The sequence below is a fragment of the Streptomyces sp. A01 genome, assembly GCF_059026195.1.
This window is the reverse complement of sequence record NZ_JBWLKN010000009.1, coordinates 110,468-128,563: the sequence shown is the minus strand read 5'-3', so window position 1 is coordinate 128,563 and position 18,096 is coordinate 110,468. Positions and strand designations below refer to the sequence as shown.

At 72.6% G+C, this 18,096-nt stretch carries 10 protein-coding genes and 1 pseudogene; 5 read left to right on the top strand and 6 right to left on the bottom strand.

Translation table 11 applies throughout. The features are described 5' to 3' along the window. Nucleotides 1–120 precede the first annotated feature (120 nt). From AC5P1B_RS14645 to AC5P1B_RS14625, 5 genes are all read left to right on the top strand, one after another. Nucleotides 121–3,108 (top strand): lysylphosphatidylglycerol synthase domain-containing protein, encoded by a 2,988-nt coding sequence (locus AC5P1B_RS14645; protein WP_493887499.1) that lies wholly within the window; start codon nt 121–123, stop codon nt 3,106–3,108. 299 nt (nt 3,109–3,407) lie between these two features. Beyond that, the gene (locus tag AC5P1B_RS14640) at nt 3,408–4,946 is read left to right on the top strand and encodes an alpha/beta hydrolase (RefSeq protein ID WP_493887653.1); all 1,539 of its coding nucleotides are present in this window, start codon (nt 3,408–3,410) and stop codon (nt 4,944–4,946) included. A 224-nt stretch (nt 4,947–5,170) separates the two neighbouring features. Then, nucleotides 5,171–6,499 (top strand): hypothetical protein, encoded by a 1,329-nt coding sequence (locus AC5P1B_RS14635; RefSeq protein WP_493887497.1) that lies wholly within the window; start codon nt 5,171–5,173, stop codon nt 6,497–6,499. Between the two features lie 38 nt (nt 6,500–6,537). Then, entirely contained in the window at nt 6,538–7,710 is a 1,173-nt protein-coding gene (locus AC5P1B_RS14630; RefSeq protein ID WP_493887496.1) for a hypothetical protein, read from the top strand. Between the two features lie 11 nt (nt 7,711–7,721). After that, entirely contained in the window at nt 7,722–9,323 is a 1,602-nt protein-coding gene (locus tag AC5P1B_RS14625; protein ID WP_493887494.1) for an alpha/beta hydrolase, read from the top strand. A gap of 394 nt (nt 9,324–9,717) precedes the next feature. Here AC5P1B_RS14625 and moeZ read toward each other — a convergent pair whose 3' ends face one another. The 6 genes and pseudogenes from moeZ to AC5P1B_RS14595 form a co-directional block, all read right to left on the bottom strand. Then, nucleotides 9,718–10,896, bottom strand: a complete 1,179-nt coding sequence (moeZ, locus tag AC5P1B_RS14620; protein WP_493887493.1) for an adenylyltransferase/sulfurtransferase MoeZ — start codon at nt 10,894–10,896, stop codon at nt 9,718–9,720. A gap of 60 nt (nt 10,897–10,956) precedes the next feature. Next, nucleotides 10,957–11,706, bottom strand: a complete 750-nt coding sequence (locus tag AC5P1B_RS14615) for a spherulation-specific family 4 protein (RefSeq protein WP_493887492.1) — start codon at nt 11,704–11,706, stop codon at nt 10,957–10,959. Continuing rightward, complete coding sequence (locus tag AC5P1B_RS14610) at nt 11,694–12,695, bottom strand: SDR family oxidoreductase (RefSeq protein WP_493887491.1); 1,002 nt, start codon at nt 12,693–12,695, stop codon at nt 11,694–11,696. The genes AC5P1B_RS14615 and AC5P1B_RS14610 overlap by 13 nt, the downstream gene beginning before the upstream one ends. Next, complete coding sequence (locus AC5P1B_RS14605; protein WP_493887490.1) at nt 12,695–12,934, bottom strand: hypothetical protein; 240 nt, start codon at nt 12,932–12,934, stop codon at nt 12,695–12,697. Before AC5P1B_RS14605 ends, AC5P1B_RS14610 begins: the two co-directional genes overlap by 1 nt. Before the next feature lie 1,619 nt (nt 12,935–14,553). Further along, nucleotides 14,554–14,769, bottom strand: a pseudogene (locus AC5P1B_RS14600) (hypothetical protein); the annotation flags it as partial. Nucleotides 14,770–15,329: 560 nt separating this feature from the next. Then, nucleotides 15,330–17,951 (bottom strand): DUF3492 domain-containing protein, encoded by a 2,622-nt coding sequence (locus AC5P1B_RS14595; protein ID WP_493887488.1) that lies wholly within the window; start codon nt 17,949–17,951, stop codon nt 15,330–15,332. Nucleotides 17,952–18,096 lie beyond the last annotated feature (145 nt).

Below are 18,096 nucleotides of genomic sequence, written 5' to 3'. Positions count from 1 at the left end.
GACAAAGCCGACGAGACGGGTAGTGCCGATGCGAAGGGTGACACTGACACCAGTGAAACCCGGGGTGCCCGGGACACCGGTCGCCCCGGCACCGGCTCCGCCGCCGACAACGCCGCCGCGATGAGCGACGGCGACGCCTCCCCGGCCGAGGACGCCACCACCCCGTCCACCGGCGACAACGCGCCACCGACGGCCGAGAGCGCGCCAGGCGAGCCACCGGCGACGACCGGTGACACTCCGTCGGCCACCACAGGCGCCACACCGTCATCGCCATCCTCAACGACCACCGGCGCCACCTCATCCTCGACCGGCGACGCCACGCCGCCGGGCACGAGCGCCGCCCCGGAGGCGGACAACGCCACGGCAGAGGCCGAGGCAGAGGCCGACGGCCGGGTCTCGGTGACCGACGGCACCATCTCCGTGACCGACACCACCGCCTCGGCGACCAATCAACTCGCCTCGACGGGCTCGCACCGCTGCGACGACACCGAGCTGTACGTGGACCAGGTATCCGGCGACGAACCGCTGCTGCCCGCGCGAGTGCACCGCCCGTCCGACCTGGTCAAGCTGCTGCTCGGGATGCTGGGCATCGCGGTCGTGCTGGCCATAGCCGCCTTCGCGCACGGCACCACGGCGGGGCTGGGCAAGGACATCGGCAAGGGCGCCGAGCAGGCGCCCGACATGCTGATCGAGTTCGCCGGGCTCGCCGCCAGCGTCGCCGTCCTCATCCTGCCTGTGGCCTTCGCCATGGAACGGCTGATCAAACGGGACGGGCTGCGGATCGCCGATGGCGTGCTCGCGGCCGTGCTGGCGCACGGCGTCTCCCTCGCCACGGATCTCTGGGTGGCCGGTGCCGCCCCCGAGTCCGTGCGCGAGGCGCTGACCCAGCAGTCACCCGGCGGTGCCTTCTCCGATCCGGTGCACGGCTATCTCGCCCCCGTCATCGCCTATATGACGGCCGTCGGCATGGCCCGCCGCCCGCGCTGGCGGGTGGCGATGTGGTGCGTCCTGCTGCTCGACGCCTTCGCCGTCCTCGTCGGCCGCTACACGACGCCGTTCTCCATCATCGTCACCGTCCTGATCGGCTGGACCGTCGCCTACGGAACGCTCTACGCCGTCGGCTCCCCCAACGTGCGGCCCACCGGTCAGCACCTGCTCGGCGGCCTGCGCCGGGTCGGCTTCAAGCCGGTCAGCGCGCTGCGCTGGGAAGAGGGCCAGGGCAGCGACCAGACCCCGCAGACCGACCGGGGCCGCCGCTACCTCGTCACGCTGGAAGAGGGCTCGCCGCTGGACGTCACCGTCGTCGACCGTGAGCAGCAGGCCCAGGGCTTCTTCTACCGCACCTGGCAGCGCCTCGCCCTGCGCGGAATCACCCAGCGCCGCAGCCTCCAGTCGTTGCGCCAGGCCCTCGAACAGGAGGCGCTGCTCGCGTACGCGGCCATCGCCGCCGGAGCCAACGCGCCCAAACTGATCGCGACCTCGGAGCTCGGCCCTGACGCCGTGATGCTCGTGTACGAGCACACCGGCGGGCGCACCCTGAACACCATCCCGGACGAGCGGATCACCGACGGGCTGCTTGAGGGGGCCTGGCATCAGGTCCGAGCGCTCCAGTCACGGCGCATCGCGCATCGCAGGCTGGAGGGCGACGCGATTCTGGTGGATCGTTCCGGCAAAGTCATCATCTCGGACCTGCGCGGCGGTGAGATCGCCGCGGGCGACCTGGTGCTGCGGATGGACATCGCGCAGCTGGTCACCACGCTCGCCCTGCGGGTCGGGGCCGAGCGTTCGGTGGCCGCCGCCGTCAGCGTCATCGGACCCGACGCGGTCGCGGACAGCCTGCCGCTGCTCCAGCCGCTCGCGCTGAACCGGTCCACCCGCTCCACGCTCAGGCACCTGGCGCGCGAGCGGGCCACCCGGGAGCGTGAGGCCGTGCTCGACGCGGCGCGCACCGAGAAGGAGGCCAGGGAGGCGGAGGCCGCCCAGGCCCGGCTGCGCACCGACGACAAACCCGTCGACCGCAAGACGAAGAAGGCGCTGAAGGCCGCACGGCAGGCGGAGGAGCAGGCCGAGAAGCGGGCGATCGACGAGGCACTGGAGGAGGCACGTGAAGAGGATCTGCTGTCCCAGATCCGTAAGCAGGTCCTGCTCATCCGGCCGCAGGCGCCCATAGAGCCCGTCCGGCTCGAACGCATCAAGCCGCGCACCCTGGTCAGCTTCTGCGCGGGCGCCTTCGCCGCGTACTTCCTGCTCTCCCAGTTCACCCACATCAAGCTGGGCCAGGTCGTCGACGAGGCCAACTGGGGCTGGGTGGCGATCGCCCTCTTCTTCTCCAGCCTGACCTATGTCTGCGCGGCGATCAGCCTGCTCGGCTTCGTTCCGGAGAAGGTGCCGTTCGGCCGCACCGTGCTGGCGCAGGTCGCCGCGTCGTTCGCCAAGCTCGTCGCCCCCGCGGCGGTCGGCGGTGTCGCCCTGAACACCCGCTTCCTGCAACGGGCGGGCGTACGGCCGGGCCAGGCCGTGGCGAGCGTCGGCGCCTCCCAGCTGTTCGGACTGGCGAGCCACGTCATCCTGCTGGCGACCTTCGGCTACATCACCGGCACCGAGCGCACCCCGACCCTCTCGCCGTCCCGTACGGTCATCGCCGGGCTGCTGACGGCGGCGGTCCTCGTCCTGGTCGTCACGGCGGTCCCCGTACTGCGGAAGTTCGTGTCCACGCGCGTACGGTCGCTGTTCGCCGGTGTCATCCCGCGCATGCTCGACCTGCTCCAGCGGCCGCAGAAGCTGTTCGCCGGGGTCGGCGGCATGCTGCTGCTGACGGCGGCGTTCATGATGTGCCTCGACTCCTCGATCCGGGCGTTCGACGGCGAGCTGAGCTACGCGAGCATCGCCGTCGTCTTCCTCGCGGGCAACGCCCTCGGCTCAGCGGCGCCCACCCCGGGCGGCGTGGGCGCGGTCGAGGCGGCGCTGATCGCGGGCCTGACCTTCGCCGGACTGCCGTACGACACGGCCGCGCCCGCCGTGCTGCTCTTCCGGCTGATGACCTTCTGGCTTCCGGTGCTGCCGGGCTGGCTGTCGTTCACCCACCTCACCCGCAAGGAAGCCCTGTAGGACGCGGAGCCGTGCGGGGCATGGAGCCCGCGGGGCACGGCGGGACATGCACACCCACGCGCGCCCGTGGCCCGCGTGCGCGGTGGTGACGTCCGGTGGCTCGGCACACCCACGGGCGCCCGCGCCCGCGAGGCGGCCACCCGCGCGCCTGACGGCCACCCGCCGCCCGCCCGGCCGACGCCCCATGGAAGGGGCCGCCGGCAGTCACCCGTACGGACCGCTGCACGGGCAGTCGGCCGTTCCCGCCCGGACGATGGCAGTCGATCCATCTCCCCGGGAGGACAGCCGTGCCCATATCCATCCGTACGGGAACGCTCCGCGCCGGGACCCTGCGCGGCGGCGCGCTGTTCACCGCCGCCCTGCTCGCCATGGCCACCACCACCGCTTGCGGCGACAGCGGCAGCGACGACTCGTCCTCGTCGTCCGACAGCTCGCCCCGGCAGAAGCTGGACTGGGCGCGCTGCCCCGCCCCGGACAAGAGCGAGGACGGCGCGGGCAAGGCCCCCGGTGCGGACTGGGAGTGCGCCACGATGCACGCGCCCCTCGACTACGCCAAGCCGAAGGGCAAGACCGTCGGCATCGCCCTCATCCGCGCCAAGGCCACCAGCCCGGACCGGAAGAGAGGTTCGCTCATCTACAACTTCGGCGGCCCCGGCGGCTCGGGCGTGACCACGCTCCCCGCGTTCGCCGACACGTACAACGACCTGCGCACCCGCTACGACCTGGTCAGCTTCGACCCGCGCGGAGTCGGCCGCAGCAGTGGCGTGCGGTGTCTGGACGACAAGGAACTCGACTCCTACTACGCCGCCGACAGCACCCCCGACGACGCGGCAGAGACAAAGGCCCTCAGCGGGCGGCTCAAGAAATACTCCTCAGCCTGCGAGGAGAACTCCGGCACCGTCCTCCCGCACGTCGGCACCGTCAACGCCGCCCGCGACATGGAGCTGATGCGCCAGGTACTCGGCGACGGCGAACTGCACTACTTCGGCGTCTCGTACGGCACCGAACTCGGCGGTGTCTACGCACACCTGTATCCCAAAAAGGTGGGCCGCGCGGTCTTCGACGCCGTGGTCGACCCGGAGCAGGACCCGCTGCGCGGCGCCATCGGCCAGGCGAAGGGCTTCCAGCGGGCACTGGACAACTACCTGCGCGCCTGCCGGTCGGACAACGAGGACTGCCCCACGGAGAAGCAGATCGGCGCGCTGCTGCGACGGCTCGACACCGACGCGCTGCCCGGCAGCGGAGACCGCTCCCTGACCCAGGCCCTTGCCAGCGGCGGTATCGCGCAGGCGCTGTACTCGGAGGACTTCTGGGACTACCTCACCCAGGGCCTTGAGGAAGCCGAGTCCGGCGACGGCAGGACGCTGCTCGCCCTCGGCGACTCCATGAACGGCCGGGGCGAGGACGGCCACTACAGCACCCTCCAGTCGTCGCTCACCGCCATCAGCTGCGCGGACTTCAAGCAGCGCTACACACCAGCCGACGTGAGGGCCGCCCTGCCCGACTTCCGCAAGGCGTCCCCGGTCTTCGGTGACTACATGGCGTGGGGCCTCCTCCAGTGCTCCGGCTGGCCGGTCGGCGGCGCGTGGAAGACCCCGGACGTGAGCGCGAAGGGCTCCGCGCCGATCCTGGTCGTCGGCAACACCGGCGATCCCGCCACGCCGTACGAAGGTGCCCGGCGGATGGCGCGCGAGCTGGGCGAGGGCGTCGGTGTCGAGCTGACGTACAAGGGCGAGGGCCACGGCGCGTACGGCAGCGGCAACGCGTGCGTGAAGCGAGCCGTCGACACGTATCTGCTGGGGGGCGCGGTCCCCACAGACGGAAAGGTCTGCGGGTAGCCGTCGGAGACGCTACGGCTGAGCCCCCGCCGAGCCCGCTGGGCCCCGTCGAGTCGCACTGAGTCCCGACGAGACCCGCTGGGCCCCGCCGCGCCGCCGGAGAGCGGGCGATCCATTGCCGCGTCCCTGACAACCCGCCCATCGCGATGTCAGTGCCTGCCGATACGCTCCGCGTCACAGTGAACGCCGGGAATCACGCGGCGAACACGCGGGGGGAGCACGGGGTGGCCGAGGACAGCGGGGCGAGCTCTGCGGACAGCGCGGCAGGCGAAGCAGCCTCCGGCGAGGCGCAGCCGGACACGTCGGCGGACGCTGGCGCGCGGGACGGCGCTGCCGCGCGGACGGACACCGAGACCGCCGCCGAAGCCGCAGCCGGGGCAGGAGTGTCGGATACGGCTGGCACGGGGGCCGGGCGGGCGCGGCGTCTCTCCCGCGCCGCGCGTGGAGCCGCCCGGGCGACGGGCCGTTCCGTCCGCGAACGTGCCCGGACCTGGCCCGGCCGTGCGCTGCTCGCCTGCATCACGGCGACCGCGCTGCTGGCCGGGTGGCTGGTGGTGAAGGCAGCCGAGGTGGGGCCGTACGCGAAGGAGAGTTACTGCTGGGGTGCCTGGCAGGAGGACAGCGGCCCGCCCCTGCTCGGCGACGGGGACCGCTCGGCGAAGGAGACCGCGCCCACCCCCGACAAGCCGCGCGGCAGCTGCACCGTCCGGCGGAACTGGAGCTATGACTCCTCGGACGGGACCGAGAACCGGTACGAACAGCAGGTCGACGTCCGGTACGGGCCGGTCCCCGAGTCCGCCACGGCGCGCCGGAAATGGCTCGCCGAGATGCTCGACGGCTACGGCATACCGCTGCCTGACGGCCTGCCCGGGGTGATCCAGGGCACGCACGCGATGCTCGCCCTGCCCAAGGAGTGCGACATCGACGGCCGTCCCGCCGCCGTGGTCATCACCGGCGAGGAGTACGACGAGACGGACGCCGACACCAGCAAGGCGGTCCCCGGCACGGGTGGCTCATGGGAGTTCGCGCAGTTGCTCCTCCAGGTCGCCAACCGGGGCATGGAGAAGGCGGGGTGCGCCCCGGCGAAGCCGCTGCGGCTCACCTCCCCGATGCCGGAGGGGCCGTTCGACTCGGACGACGCCTTCGCCGATCCCGGTGCGGGCGCCTGCTCCATCCCCGGGCTGAAGCCCTACCCCGAACGCGGCTCGGATGACTCTTACGTGACGCGAGTGTCCGGCGACGACTACCAGACGTGTGACAGCCAGAGCTCCGGCGAGACCACAGCCCAGTACTCCATGACCGCACGCCCCCGGCTGGTGGACCTGTTCGACGGTCTCACCGGTGACAAGGCGCCCGGCCGGGGCTGGCGCGGCACGGGGCGCGTCGACGCGAACGGCGCCGTCCTGCGGGCCGAATGCGACGGTCACCCGGTCGTCTTCGCCATGCGGGGCTCCGAACCGGAGGCCCCCGCCCAAGCCTTCCCGATATTCGTCAACGCGGTGTCGAAGCGGCTGGGATGCGCGCCGGTCGCTCCGCGCGGGGCGGGCCGATGACGGACCACTACACGAGGACGTCATGGGGGACGGCAGACGTGCACGACTCAGCGACGGCCCGGCCGCTCCGTGAAGGGATCGTCCACTACAGCGCGCTGCCGCCGAAGCGCCCGCACCGCGGCCGACGGCTGTGGCGGTGGCTGCGGAGCCGGACCGGACAGCTGGTGTCGGTGGCGGTCGCCGGGCTGCTCGTCGGCGCGACGCTCACGGCGTGGCAGACGGACGAGCTCGGCTTCGGCTCCGAGGCCCTGTGCTGGGACTCGCTCGGCGAGGACGACCTGTCGGGCATTTTCCGCTCCGACCTGTCGGTCAGCGCCGAGGAGATACGGCCCGCCCACGGATACGGCTCCACGGAGCCCCAGGGTTTCTGCCGGGTCGGGTTCTCCCGGGGTGGCAGCACGCATGTCCAGCTCACCGCCCGGCTGAACCAGCTCGACGGCCGCAACCGGGAGGACGAGGCGTGGCCCGCCGAGTTCCTGCTGCCGGAGATGTCCCCCCTGGGGGACGGCCTGGTGGGCATGGTCTCCGACCGCCGGGCCTGGGTGGCGCTGCCCCAGGTCTGCGGAGGTGACCACCGCGTCGACGGGCCCACCGTCGTGGATGTGGCGGCGGGCCCGCAGCTGTTCAATGGCGAGGGGTCCGCGGACGTCCAGCTCCGGCTGGCGCGGGCCACGGTCCGGCTGGCGAACGGCGCCATGCGCGCGCTCGACTGCGACGGCGTTTTCCCCCTGCCTGACAACAAGCCCGCGCTGCCCCGCTTCCAGTCCACCCAGCCGGACCGGCTGTGTGGCATCGACCGGCTGTCGGCCTCCCGCCGGGCGCGCAAGGAACTGCGCCCCGCCACGATGGTCGCGCGGGTGAAGGGCACCGCCCGGGTCTGCGGCGTGCTCATGGGGACCGGTGGTCCGGACCTGCGGCTGATCACCATCGAAGAACCACGGCTCGCCGAGGTCTACGCCCAGCTGATGTACACCGGAGGCCCCAGCGAGTACGTCAAGGACGGCAGGACCATGGTGCGCGAGGACTTCGCCGCGTACGAGACGACATGCCAGACCGGCAAGGTCCTCTTCGCCGTCGAGCAACGGACCAGCGATGCGCACGGCCTGCCCCGCCTGTTGCTGCCCCGCTTCGCCGCCGCCGAGGCGGAACGCCTGGGTTGCGGACCGGCGCGCGTGGCCCTTCCGAAGGAGGAGTCACGGACCGGCGATTAGGATCAAGCGCCATGTCACGTCACACACGGACCAAGGCTCTGGTCTCGGCGGCCCTCGTGGTCGCGATAGGTGCAGCAAGTGGTTGCGGCGGGGACGACAAGGACACGGAAAGCAAGGAGTCCGGTTCCGCGTCGCCGTCGGCTTCCTCCCCCGGCGTGCCCGTCGATCCCAGCCTGCCGAAGTCCCTCACCGGCCAGCAGGTGAGCTGGAAGAAGTGCTCGGCCCCCTCGGCCCTTCAGGGGCCCGGCGAGGCCCCCGGTGACGCGTGGGAGTGCGGCGTCCTCAAGACGCCGCTGGACTACGACAAGCCGGGCGGCGACACCCTCGACCTCGCCATGATCCGTAAGAAGGCGGAGAACGAGGACCAGCGGATCGGTTCGCTCGTCTTCAACTTCGGCGGTCCCGGCGGCTCGGGCGTCGCCACGCTGCCGGGCTTCGCCAAGGAGTACGACAAGCTGGGCGCGCGCTACGACCTGGTCAGCTTCGACCCGCGCGGGGTCGGCGCGAGCTCCGGCGTGACCTGCCTGGACGACAAGCAGCAGGACGAGGCGAACGCGCAGGACGGCACGCCCGACGACGCCGCCGAGCTGAAGGCGGCGCTCACCGAGTCCAAGGAGTACGCGGCAGCCTGCCAGGAGAACTCCGGCAAGGTGCTGCCGCACGTGGACACCACCAGCGCGGCCCGCGACCTGGACCTGATGCGGCAGGTTCTCGGCGACCGGAAGCTGCACTACTTCGGCATCTCCTACGGCACCGAACTGGGCGGTGTGTACGCCCACTTGTTCCCCAAGAACGTGGGGCACGCCGTGCTGGACGCCGTGGTCGACCCGACCGGCGACCCCGCTGACGGGGCGCTCGGCCAGGCGAAGGGTTTCCAGCTCGCGCTGAACAACTACCTGAAGGACTGCGCCACCAAGGGCCCCGCCTGCCCGGTCGGCACGGACCCCGAGCAGGGCAGTGAGCGGATCGCCGCGCTGCTGAAGAAGCTCGACAAGACGCCGCTGCCCACCGACAGCGGCCGCGAGCTGACCGGCGACCAGGCGGTCAACGGCATCGCGCAGGCCCTGTACGACAAGGAGATGTGGAAGTACCTGTCGCTGGGGCTCAACGAGGCGCAGAAGCTCGGCAAGGGCACCATGCTGCTGCTGCTTTCCGACTCCATGTCCGGCCGTGACCAGGACGGCCGCTACAGCAACATCCAGGCGGCCAACACGGCGATCTCCTGCGCCGACTCCAAGCAGCGGTACACCGTCAAGGACGTCAGGGCGAAGCTGCCGCAGTTCCGGGCGGCGTCCCCGGTCTTCGGTGACTTCCTCGCCTGGGGCCTGCTCGGCTGCGACAGCTGGCCGGTGCCGGGCCAGTGGGAGCACCCGGACGTCAGCGCCAAGGGGGCGGCGCCGATCGTCGTCATCGGCAACACCGGTGACCCGGCCACGCCGTACGCGGGCGCCCGGAAGATGGCGCGCCAGCTGGGCGAGGGCGTCGGCGTCGAGGTGACGTACAAGGGCGAGGGCCACGGCGCGTACAACAGCGGCAACAGCTGCATGGCGCGGGCCGTCGACGGCTACCTGCTTGACGACAAGGTCCCCGACGAGGGCACGACCTGCTCGTAGCGGCGCAGCGGCAGCGGGACCGCCGCAACCCGGCGGTCCCCGCCTTGTGCCGCCACGCGAAACGCGCTCAGCCGCCGTGCGGGCTTGTCCAAGCCCGCACGGCGGCTGAGGAGAAACGGGGGACACGCCAGGGCGATCAGCGCGACCGCGCGCCAACGGCGGCATCGCGTGCGCTGATGACCGGCCCGGGCCGCCGCGCGTCCAGGGGTATCCGGCGGATGACGCGCGCCCGGCATCGGGCAGCGCGTGGGGCCTTTCCAGGCTGCCAGGCCCAGGGGTCAGCCCTGGGCCCCGCCAGGGACACGGGGAACTGCGCGACCAGCCCCGACGCGCCCGCGGTCCGCGACGCGCGGAAAGGGCTCCCCCTCCCCAGCACGACCCGCCGGACACGGCCCTAGTAGATCGGCTTCTCCGGCTCGATCTGGTTGACCCAGCCGATCACGCCGCCGCCCACGTGCACGGCGTCGGAGAATCCGGCTGACTTCAGCACGGCGAGCACCTCCGCGGAACGGACACCCGTCTTGCAATGCAAGACGATTTTCTTGTCCTGCGGAAGGTCCTGGAGGGCACTGCCCATCAGGAACTCGTTCTTGGGGATCAGCCTGGCGCCGGGGATGGAGACGATCTCGTACTCGTTCGGCTCGCGGACGTCGATGATGTCGATGCCCTGGCCGTCGTCGATCCACTCCTTGAGCTGCTTGGGAGTGATCGTCGAACCGGCGGCGGCCTCCTGGGCCTCCTCCGAGACGACACCGCAGAACGCCTCGTAGTCGATCAGCTCGGTGACCGTGGCGTTCGGCCCGCAGACCGCGCAGTCCGGGTCCTTGCGGACCTTGACCTGGCGGTAGCTCATCTCCAGCGCGTCGTAGATCATCAGGCGGCCGACCAGCGGGTCGCCGATGCCGGTGAGCACCTTGATGGCCTCGGTGACCTGGATCGACCCGATGGACGCGCACAGCACGCCCAGCACGCCGCCCTCGGCGCAGGAGGGGACCATGCCGGGGGGCGGCGGCTCCGGGTACAGGCAGCGATAGCAGGGACCGTGCTCGCTCCAGAAGACCGAGGCCTGACCGTCGAAGCGGTAGATCGAACCCCAGACATACGGCTTGTTCAGCAGCACGCACGCGTCGTTGACCAGATAGCGGGTGGCGAAGTTGTCCGTGCCGTCCACGATCAGGTCGTACTGGGAGAAGATCTCCATGACGTTCTCCGCCTCAAGGCGGTCCTTATGGAGAATCACGTTCACATACGGGTTGATGCCGAGGACCGAGTCGCGGGCGGACTCCGCCTTCGAGCGGCCGATGTCGGCCTGGCTGTGGATGATCTGGCGCTGCAGGTTCGACTCGTCGACCTCGTCGAACTCCACGATGCCGAGCGTTCCGACACCGGCGGCCGCCAGGTACATCAGCGCGGGCGAGCCGAGACCGCCCGCGCCCACACAGAGCACCTTTGCGTTCTTCAGTCGCTTCTGCCCGTCCATCCCGACATCGGGGATGATCAGGTGACGCGAGTACCTGCGAACCTCGTCGACGGTGAGCTCGGCAGCCGGCTCGACCAGGGGTGGCAGCGACACGGGGACTCCGTAAGAGAGGGGAGCAGCGTTGTTCTCCTGGTAACACTGCCACGCCGCATCTCATTCCGAGACACCAGGTCCGATACGCGAGACGATGTCGTCCCAGTAGCCGGGCAGCGCCTCCCACGGGTCGCCCGGGCCATGCCCCGTACGGTCCGTGAAGTAGATCGTGCCCGCCCCCTGCCAGCGGGCGATGCGCAGCGCCTCGTCCAGGTGCGGGCGCGGCACCCCGTGCACCAGGTGGCAGAAACGCTCGGGCGGATACTCCGCCGTCCACTCCGCCACCTGCGACCAGCGGTAATCGGACCACTGGCCCGAGAAGGTCACCAGCTGATCGGCGTTCTCCACATACCCGGGATACGGGTGCATTCCGTGCATGAACACCAGATACGCCCCCTCGTGCAGAGCGCGCAGCGTGGTCGCGGCGCGCCGGATCTCGGGCAGGCCGGGGCGCTCCGTCGGGCAGCGGTCCAGATAGAAGCCGTCGACCCGGTACCACTCCAGGAAGCGGTGCGCGTCCGCGACGAGTTCGCCGAACGGGCGGGTACCGAAACGCACGTCCAGGTAGCCGAGCACCCGCACACCGGCCTGCCGCAGGCGGCCCGCCGCCTCAAGGCAGTGCGGGTCGGGGATCGCGCCCGGCCCGCGCGCCACGTTCAGTACCGCCCAGTGCAGCGGGGTCTCGGGGCGGGTCAACTCCGCCCACTCGGTGGGGGCGACCAGCGGATGCGCGTAGCCGGGAACGCCGAAGCCCAGCCGTCCCGCCGCCGACGCCGCTTGCCGGGTCCCCTGGGAGATCAGATGCGACATGCCGCCTCCATCCAGATGTCAGCGAGGGATTCCTCCAGACCGATGCGGGTCCGCCAGCCGAGCCGGTCGCGCGCCGTGCGCACGTCCGCCTGCTGCCAGCTGCCGCAGCCGTCCGGATAGGGGTACGGGCCTGAGCCCATGGTCTGCTCACTCGCGTGCTCGGCCCTGCCGTGGCCCGTGCCGTGCGGGCCGCCGGGCAGCGTGGGGTGCGGGATGCCGCGCAGCGGCTGACCGCCGCTGTCCACCTCGTGCAGCGCGCCGCCGAACCCGGCGACCCTGGCCAGCACGACGGCGGCGTCCCGCAGCCGCACCGCGCGCCCCGTGCCGATGTTCACCACGCCCTGCGCGGCCGACAACGATGCCGCGTGCACCGCTCGCGCCACATCACGCACGTCCACGAAGTCCCGCTGCGCGCCGAGGCCGGTGAACCTCACCTCGCTCTCCCCCGCTTGCATCGCGCGCCGCATCGCGTCGGCCAGGCGGCCGAGCGGTGATCCGGGCGGGGTGCCGGGGCCGACCGGTGAGAAGACACGCAGCACGATCGCGTCGAGCCCCGAACCGAGGACGAGCTCGGTCGCGGCCAGCTTGCTCACGCCGTACGGGCCACCGGGGCGCGGAATCGCGTCCTCAGCCGTCGAGGAACCTTGCTGCGAAGGCCCGTACTCGGCGGAACAGCCGAGCTGCACGAGTCGCGCGCCGCAGCCGCTGCGGCGCAACGACTCACAGACCGTGGCGACGGCCACGGTGTTGTGCCGGGTCAGCTCGCGGGCCCCACCACGGGTCGTGCCCGCACAGTTGATCACCACACCAGGGTGCACGGCGTCCAGGAAGCGGGTCAGCGCCCCGGGGCTGCCCGTGGACAGGTCGAAGCGGACGTCGGCGTCGTCGCCACGGCCGAGCGCGGTCAACTGCACCGCCGGGTCGGCGAGGAGGTGGTCGGCGACGTAGCGCCCGATGTAGCCACCGGAGCCGAGCAACAGAACACGCATCAGTGCCGCCCCCGTTCGCCGCGCCTGCCCATCGCGGCTGCCGCGAGAGCCGTACGGGCCGTGGGCAGCGAAGGAAGCCACGGCAGCGGTGACAGCGACGTGGCCGGCAGCGGCGGAGGCGGCAGCAGCAGGGGCGGCAGCGGCGGGGTGGACAGCGGCGGCGTCAGCGAACCGGTCGTTCGTGACGTCGCGAGCGGGATCGCCCCTCTGGCGGGTGGTGCGTAAAGGTGGTTGTTCATCGTTGTTGCTCCTTGTGACAGTTACGCCGCCGGGGGCCTCGTGCGGGCCCGGGGGATAACGACGGCGAGGGTGTAGCGGTGATGACTGAGCGTGAAGGGGACAAGCGGCGCGGGGCCTACGGCGTGACGGCGGTGCCCCGGGGCGGCCGGGCCCGCCGACCGGGCGGCGAGCCGCACTCGGCGCCGTGCCCGTGCGCCACCGGAGCGCAGCACCGACGACCGCCCACCGCCGTACGGGAGAACGCTGCTTCGTGCGCGAAGGCACGGGGCGAGGTGATGTCATGGGCGGCGGTACGCGACAACGCGCTGAGGGCGTACGCCAGCAGGAGCAGCGCACAACCGCCGCAGACCACCGCTGGTACGGCCACCAGGCCGTGAGCCTCGGCCAACCGCGCTACGGGGCGGCCGAGCCCGCCGCAGCCGGGCAGTCGCGAGACAAGTACCGTGCACGCAGCGGCCACTTCGGCCCCGCAGGCGACGGCGAGGCCACCCGAAGCCGCCCGGCGGAAGCCGTGCACGGCGAGCAGTCGGGAGAGGAAGAGCAGGCTCCCGAGTGCGGCCATGGCCACCGCGGCGCTGGGGCGAAGACCCACGGGATCAAGACCGCAAACACGCTGAGGGAGCCCGAGTTGGGCTGCGGCGAGGAGGCCACCGAGCCCGCAGAGGAACAGCGCGACCGTCGCCCCGAGCAGCGGCCGCACGTCCGCGGCGAACTCCGTACGCCCCCGGCTGACGAGCAGGCTCCGCCTGGCCCGCACGGTGAACCACCGGACGCACCAGGCGGCGAGCGGCACCGCGAAGGCGAGAGCGACGAGGCCGGGCACCACGTCGTGGCGCACACCGCTCACCAGGGGAACGCCGGAGGACGCGGCGCCGACGACCCCAGTGCCCTCCGGCGCACCCGGGTCGGCGCCGCGCCGGAACATCTCCGGCCCCTCGACCAGAAGTTCCGTGAGCAGCCAGGGCCCGAAGAGCGCGTAACCGACCAGCCAGCAGACCCACAACGGAGCCAGGTTCCTGCGCCGGCGCGGCGCCAGGCCCGCTCTGGCAGTGACGCGGGGGACCCTGCGGGAGCCGCGTCGCGTGCTCGCGCCCGCGGTGGCCGTGGTGCCACCGCTCGCGCGCGCTCCCCGGCCTGTGCTGCCACACGGTCCCGCGGTCTCGTTCAGGACGTTCCCGATCTTCGGGACGTTCCGGATCTTCGGGACAGGCTTCGTACCGGTGTCCGTCCCCGTCCCCGCCGCCGCGCGAGCCCGGGAACCGGGGGTGCGCAGCGGCCCGTACCGCAGGCACAGCCACAGCGCTACGCCCACCAGGACCGCGCCGACCGCGCCCACCGCGCACCGCCTGGCGTCGGCCCCCGCCGGCACACGCCCCAGTTCCACGGCCGTCGCCAGGCACAGCGCTCCCGGCAGCAGATGCAGCGCACCCGAAGCCGCCCGTGCCCCCCGCCGCCACCGTGAGCCACAGCCCGCGTGGTCCGCCGGGCGCACGCCGGGGACACGAGGCGCTGAGCCTCCCCGCCCTACAGGGCCGCCCCTGCCTACCGGGCGGCCCGTCGTCGTCCGCACCGCCCCGTCCGCCGCCGCCGCTCCGAACGTCGCGTTATCACGCGTGCGTGGCACCCGGGCGTACAGCTCCTCGGCGAGCGAGAAGACATCGCGGTGCCGGAAGCGGGCAGCGGTCCGGTCGGTCACGCCGTACGCCTCCAGCCCGGCGGCGATCTCCAACGGGTCCACCGCGCGTGCGCAGAGTTCGACGTGGTCTCGCATCAGCTTTCGCACAGGGTCGACGGGCCCCCGCCGCGCGCCCTTCCCCGGTCCCACCGCCGTCACAGGACCTCCGGCGCCGGGGCGAGGCTGACGCGGCGCCCCGGCATCGGCGGCCCGGTCGGCGGACCGGTCGACGGCCTCGGTTGCCGGTGCACGTGTGGAGCGCGGGTGCGCCGGATCGGGCTCGGGCGCGGGGGGCTTGGGCGCGGGGGGCTTGGGCGCCGGGGGCTTGGGCGCGGGGCGGTCGGCGGGCGCCGCAACTGGGGCTTGGCCTTCGGCCTCGGGGCTGGGTTTCCCCGGCACGCTGAAGTCAGCGGTCCCTTCCGGCGGGCGCGGGGAACCCGGGTGCGCCGGATCGCCATCGGGCGCGGGGGCAGCCTCGGGCGCGGGGCGGTCACCGGGCGCAGGGCCGCCCCTGGGCGCCCCGCACTCCTCGCGCGGCGCCTGCCGCGAGCGCGTGTCCCGGCTGGCAGGACTGACGGGCTCGCCCGGCTCCTGGCCACCGTCGGCCCTCAGAACCACCTGGTCACCGCGGTGACCGGTGTCGTCGGGGCGGGCGGTGCCAACGGGGCGAGAGTTGCCAGCGGCACGGGCGGCGGCGTCGGCCTCTGTGTCAGGCGTCTTCATGCGTCGCCCCCCTCCCCGCGTCTTGATCGGAATCCGGCCTGGACGGTCACCGATTCCCGGCTACAGGCGGGATCGTGTGCCGTAGGTGACGCGTGAGCGGTACGAGAACCACGAGCCGTCAGCGTTTCCTGTGCCGAGCCCGGTCGGGCCGCCTTCCCGGCCCCGACCCCGGCCGCCTTCCCGTTCCCCGCCCCGTTCCCCGCCCCGTTCCCGGCCCCGTTCCCGGCGGTCGCGCCTGGGGGCCCTGCCCAACTCGGGGTGCGGCGGGGTGCCCCGCGGGGAGCCGCGCGGCCCGTGAGCCACTGTCCGCCACGCGCCACCGTCCAGCGGCCGGGCACGCGGGATTCGGCTGGGTGCGCGAAGAGCAGCGGCCCACCGTCCAGATCCACCTCCTCTTCCGTGCGGCGCACCGGAGCGTGCGACATCAGTTCCAGATAGATGCCGCGGAAGGCGGCGATGTTCTGCTCGACGGTGAAGAGTTCGAGCGCGCGGGCGCGGGCCGCCGCGCCGAGCCGCTCGCGCCGTTCAGCGTCATGCAGCAAGGCGAGACATGCCGCGGCGAGTGCACGTGGATTGCGCGGTGGTACGACGAGACCGGTGCCGCCGATGACTTCGCAGACCGCGCCCACATCCGTGGACACGGTCGCCCGCGCGCAGAGCATGGCCTCGATGAGCCCGCCGGGGAAGGCCTCGGCCACGCTCGACAACACGACGACACTCCCCGCCGCGTAGGTCTCCTGGACACTCGGTGTGTCGGGACCACCCAGGACTTCGAAGGAGACCGGGTTCTCTCCGGCCGCGTGGACGCTCACCGCCTCGTCGGGGAAGAGCTGCGCCGCGAGCGCCCGGCAGTGCGCCGCGTACGGCCCCGCTCCCCGGCCCCGTTCCACGATGCGCAGCCGCGTCCCCGGTTCCTTCCGCCGTACCTCAGCGAACGCGTGCAGCAGCGAGACGACGTCCTTGGCGGGCTTCACGCGGCCCATCCACACCAGCGTCCGTCCGTCGTCGGCGCCTGGCGCCTCCCCCTCGCCCACGGCGGCGAAACGGGTGGCGTCCATGCCCGCGTAGACGGTCCGGATACGGTCACGGGACGCGCCGCAGTGTTCCTGCCAGCGGCGGGCATGTGTGTTGCCGGGCGTGATGAGCGCGGCCTGGGCGTACACCTCGGCGGCCAACTGCCGCTGGAACGAGGCGAGCAGGGCGCGTACGGGGGCGGACTGCGCGGTGCCGGCAAGGGAGTCCGCCGGAGCCGCCGGGCCGGTGCCGTACGCGCCGGAGTGAGTCAGGTAGTGCTCACGCAGCCGTACGCCGTACTCGGTGACGAGCAGCGGGGTCCCGAAGAAGCGCTTGGCCAGCAACCCGGGGAGCGCGGCAACACCGGCAGACGTCGCATGGCACAGGTCCACGCCCGCCAGTCCGCGCCCCGGCCCCAGCGCCTCGCGAGTGTCACTCGCGTAGTGAGCCGCCGGTCCGGAACAGAAGCGCCCCCGGTCCCGGCCCCGCCCGCGGCGTGAGCCCGCCGCACCGCCGTACCAGTCGAGCGAGAGCGGACGCAGCAGACGCTCCAGCTGGCGGGTGACGACGAGCAGGTCGATGACGCGTGCGTCGTGCGCGCCCCCCATCGCGCCGGGCGCGCGGCACGCGGCTTCGAGGATGCCCACGGCCAGCTCCGAGCGGAGGGCGGATGGCAGCCCCCCGCGCTCGCGGGCCAGATCGGCCAGGCCGTAGAGCCCGTCGGCGAAGGTGTGGGAGGAGACGCTGTGGGTGGGACTGTGAGGGGAGCTGTGGGTGGGACTGTGGGGGGAGGCGGTGTGCGTGGGCCCGCCGCCGTCCGAGCCTTCCGGGTCGTCCCGGTCGGCGTCGCGCCCGGCGTCATGCCCGGCGCCCCGCGCGGGGTCGGCAGACGGCGGCCCGGCGGCCGGCTGGGGCTGTCGCGACCGGCGTGGCGTAGGGAGCTGACCAGCGCCGCGCTCGCGCACGGCGTTGCTGAAACGGTCCGCCTGGGCCGTTGGCCAGTCTTCCCTCTGGTCACCCAACCGGTCTCCCGGCCTGACCTCTGGCCAGCCCTCCGGACGGTCTTCGGACGCGCCTTCCATCCGCTCGTCCGCCGCGCCTTCCGACCGGTCTGGCGGCGACGCGACACCGCGCCCGGCGAGGACACGCCCTCCCGGCGCCCGCTCAGCGCGCCTCTCGCGTTCCGTGCGCCGCGTCAGTTCACCGTCCCGCCCACGGCCCCTGTCTCGCCTGAGGTTCCGTTCCCGCTCGCGACCTAGCTCGTCGTCGGGGTCAGCCTCCGACGCACGGATCGAGGCGGCGCAGATCGCCTGGGCGAGCTGCCCGAAGTGCTCGGCGAAGCGGCGGCGTTCGCGCCGCCCGTAGGGCCGCTGCGCGCCGTACGTGACACCCGCCGGGGGCTCGCCCCAGAGTGGGGCGGTCCGTACGCGGCGTACCTGGTCAGGCAGCGGCAACCAGCCGGAAGCCTCCTGTCCGGCGCTGTGGCTCAGCGCGCAGACCTCGAACTCGTGCTGCGCGAGCCCGCGTACGAGCCGGTCGCACCACAGCCTCGCCGCACCGGTCGCATACGGGTATCCACCCTCGGTCAGCAGTCCCACGCGCACGTCCGCACCCCCGATCTCCCTGGTAGGCAGCCGCCGTGAGGCAGCGGAAGCACGCTATGTGCGTGAAGCGGTGGTGCGATGGACGGTTGTCCGTCGCACCACCGGAAGGGGTGAACGGCCGTGACTTTCCCGGGCTTCAGGCGTT

Excerpts from the sequence above, each read along its gene's own strand:
- AC5P1B_RS14645 (WP_493887499.1), top strand. The coding sequence starts at position 121 with ATGAGCGACGGCGACGCCTCCCCGGCCGAGGACGCCACCACCCCGTCC.
- AC5P1B_RS14625 (WP_493887494.1), top strand. The coding sequence starts at position 7,722 with ATGTCACGTCACACACGGACCAAGGCTCTGGTCTCGGCGGCCCTCGTG.
- AC5P1B_RS14615 (WP_493887492.1), bottom strand. The coding sequence starts at position 11,706 with ATGTCGCATCTGATCTCCCAGGGGACCCGGCAAGCGGCGTCGGCGGCG.
- AC5P1B_RS14610 (WP_493887491.1), bottom strand. The coding sequence starts at position 12,695 with ATGCGTGTTCTGTTGCTCGGCTCCGGTGGCTACATCGGGCGCTACGTC.
- AC5P1B_RS14605 (WP_493887490.1), bottom strand. The coding sequence starts at position 12,934 with ATGAACAACCACCTTTACGCACCACCCGCCAGAGGGGCGATCCCGCTC.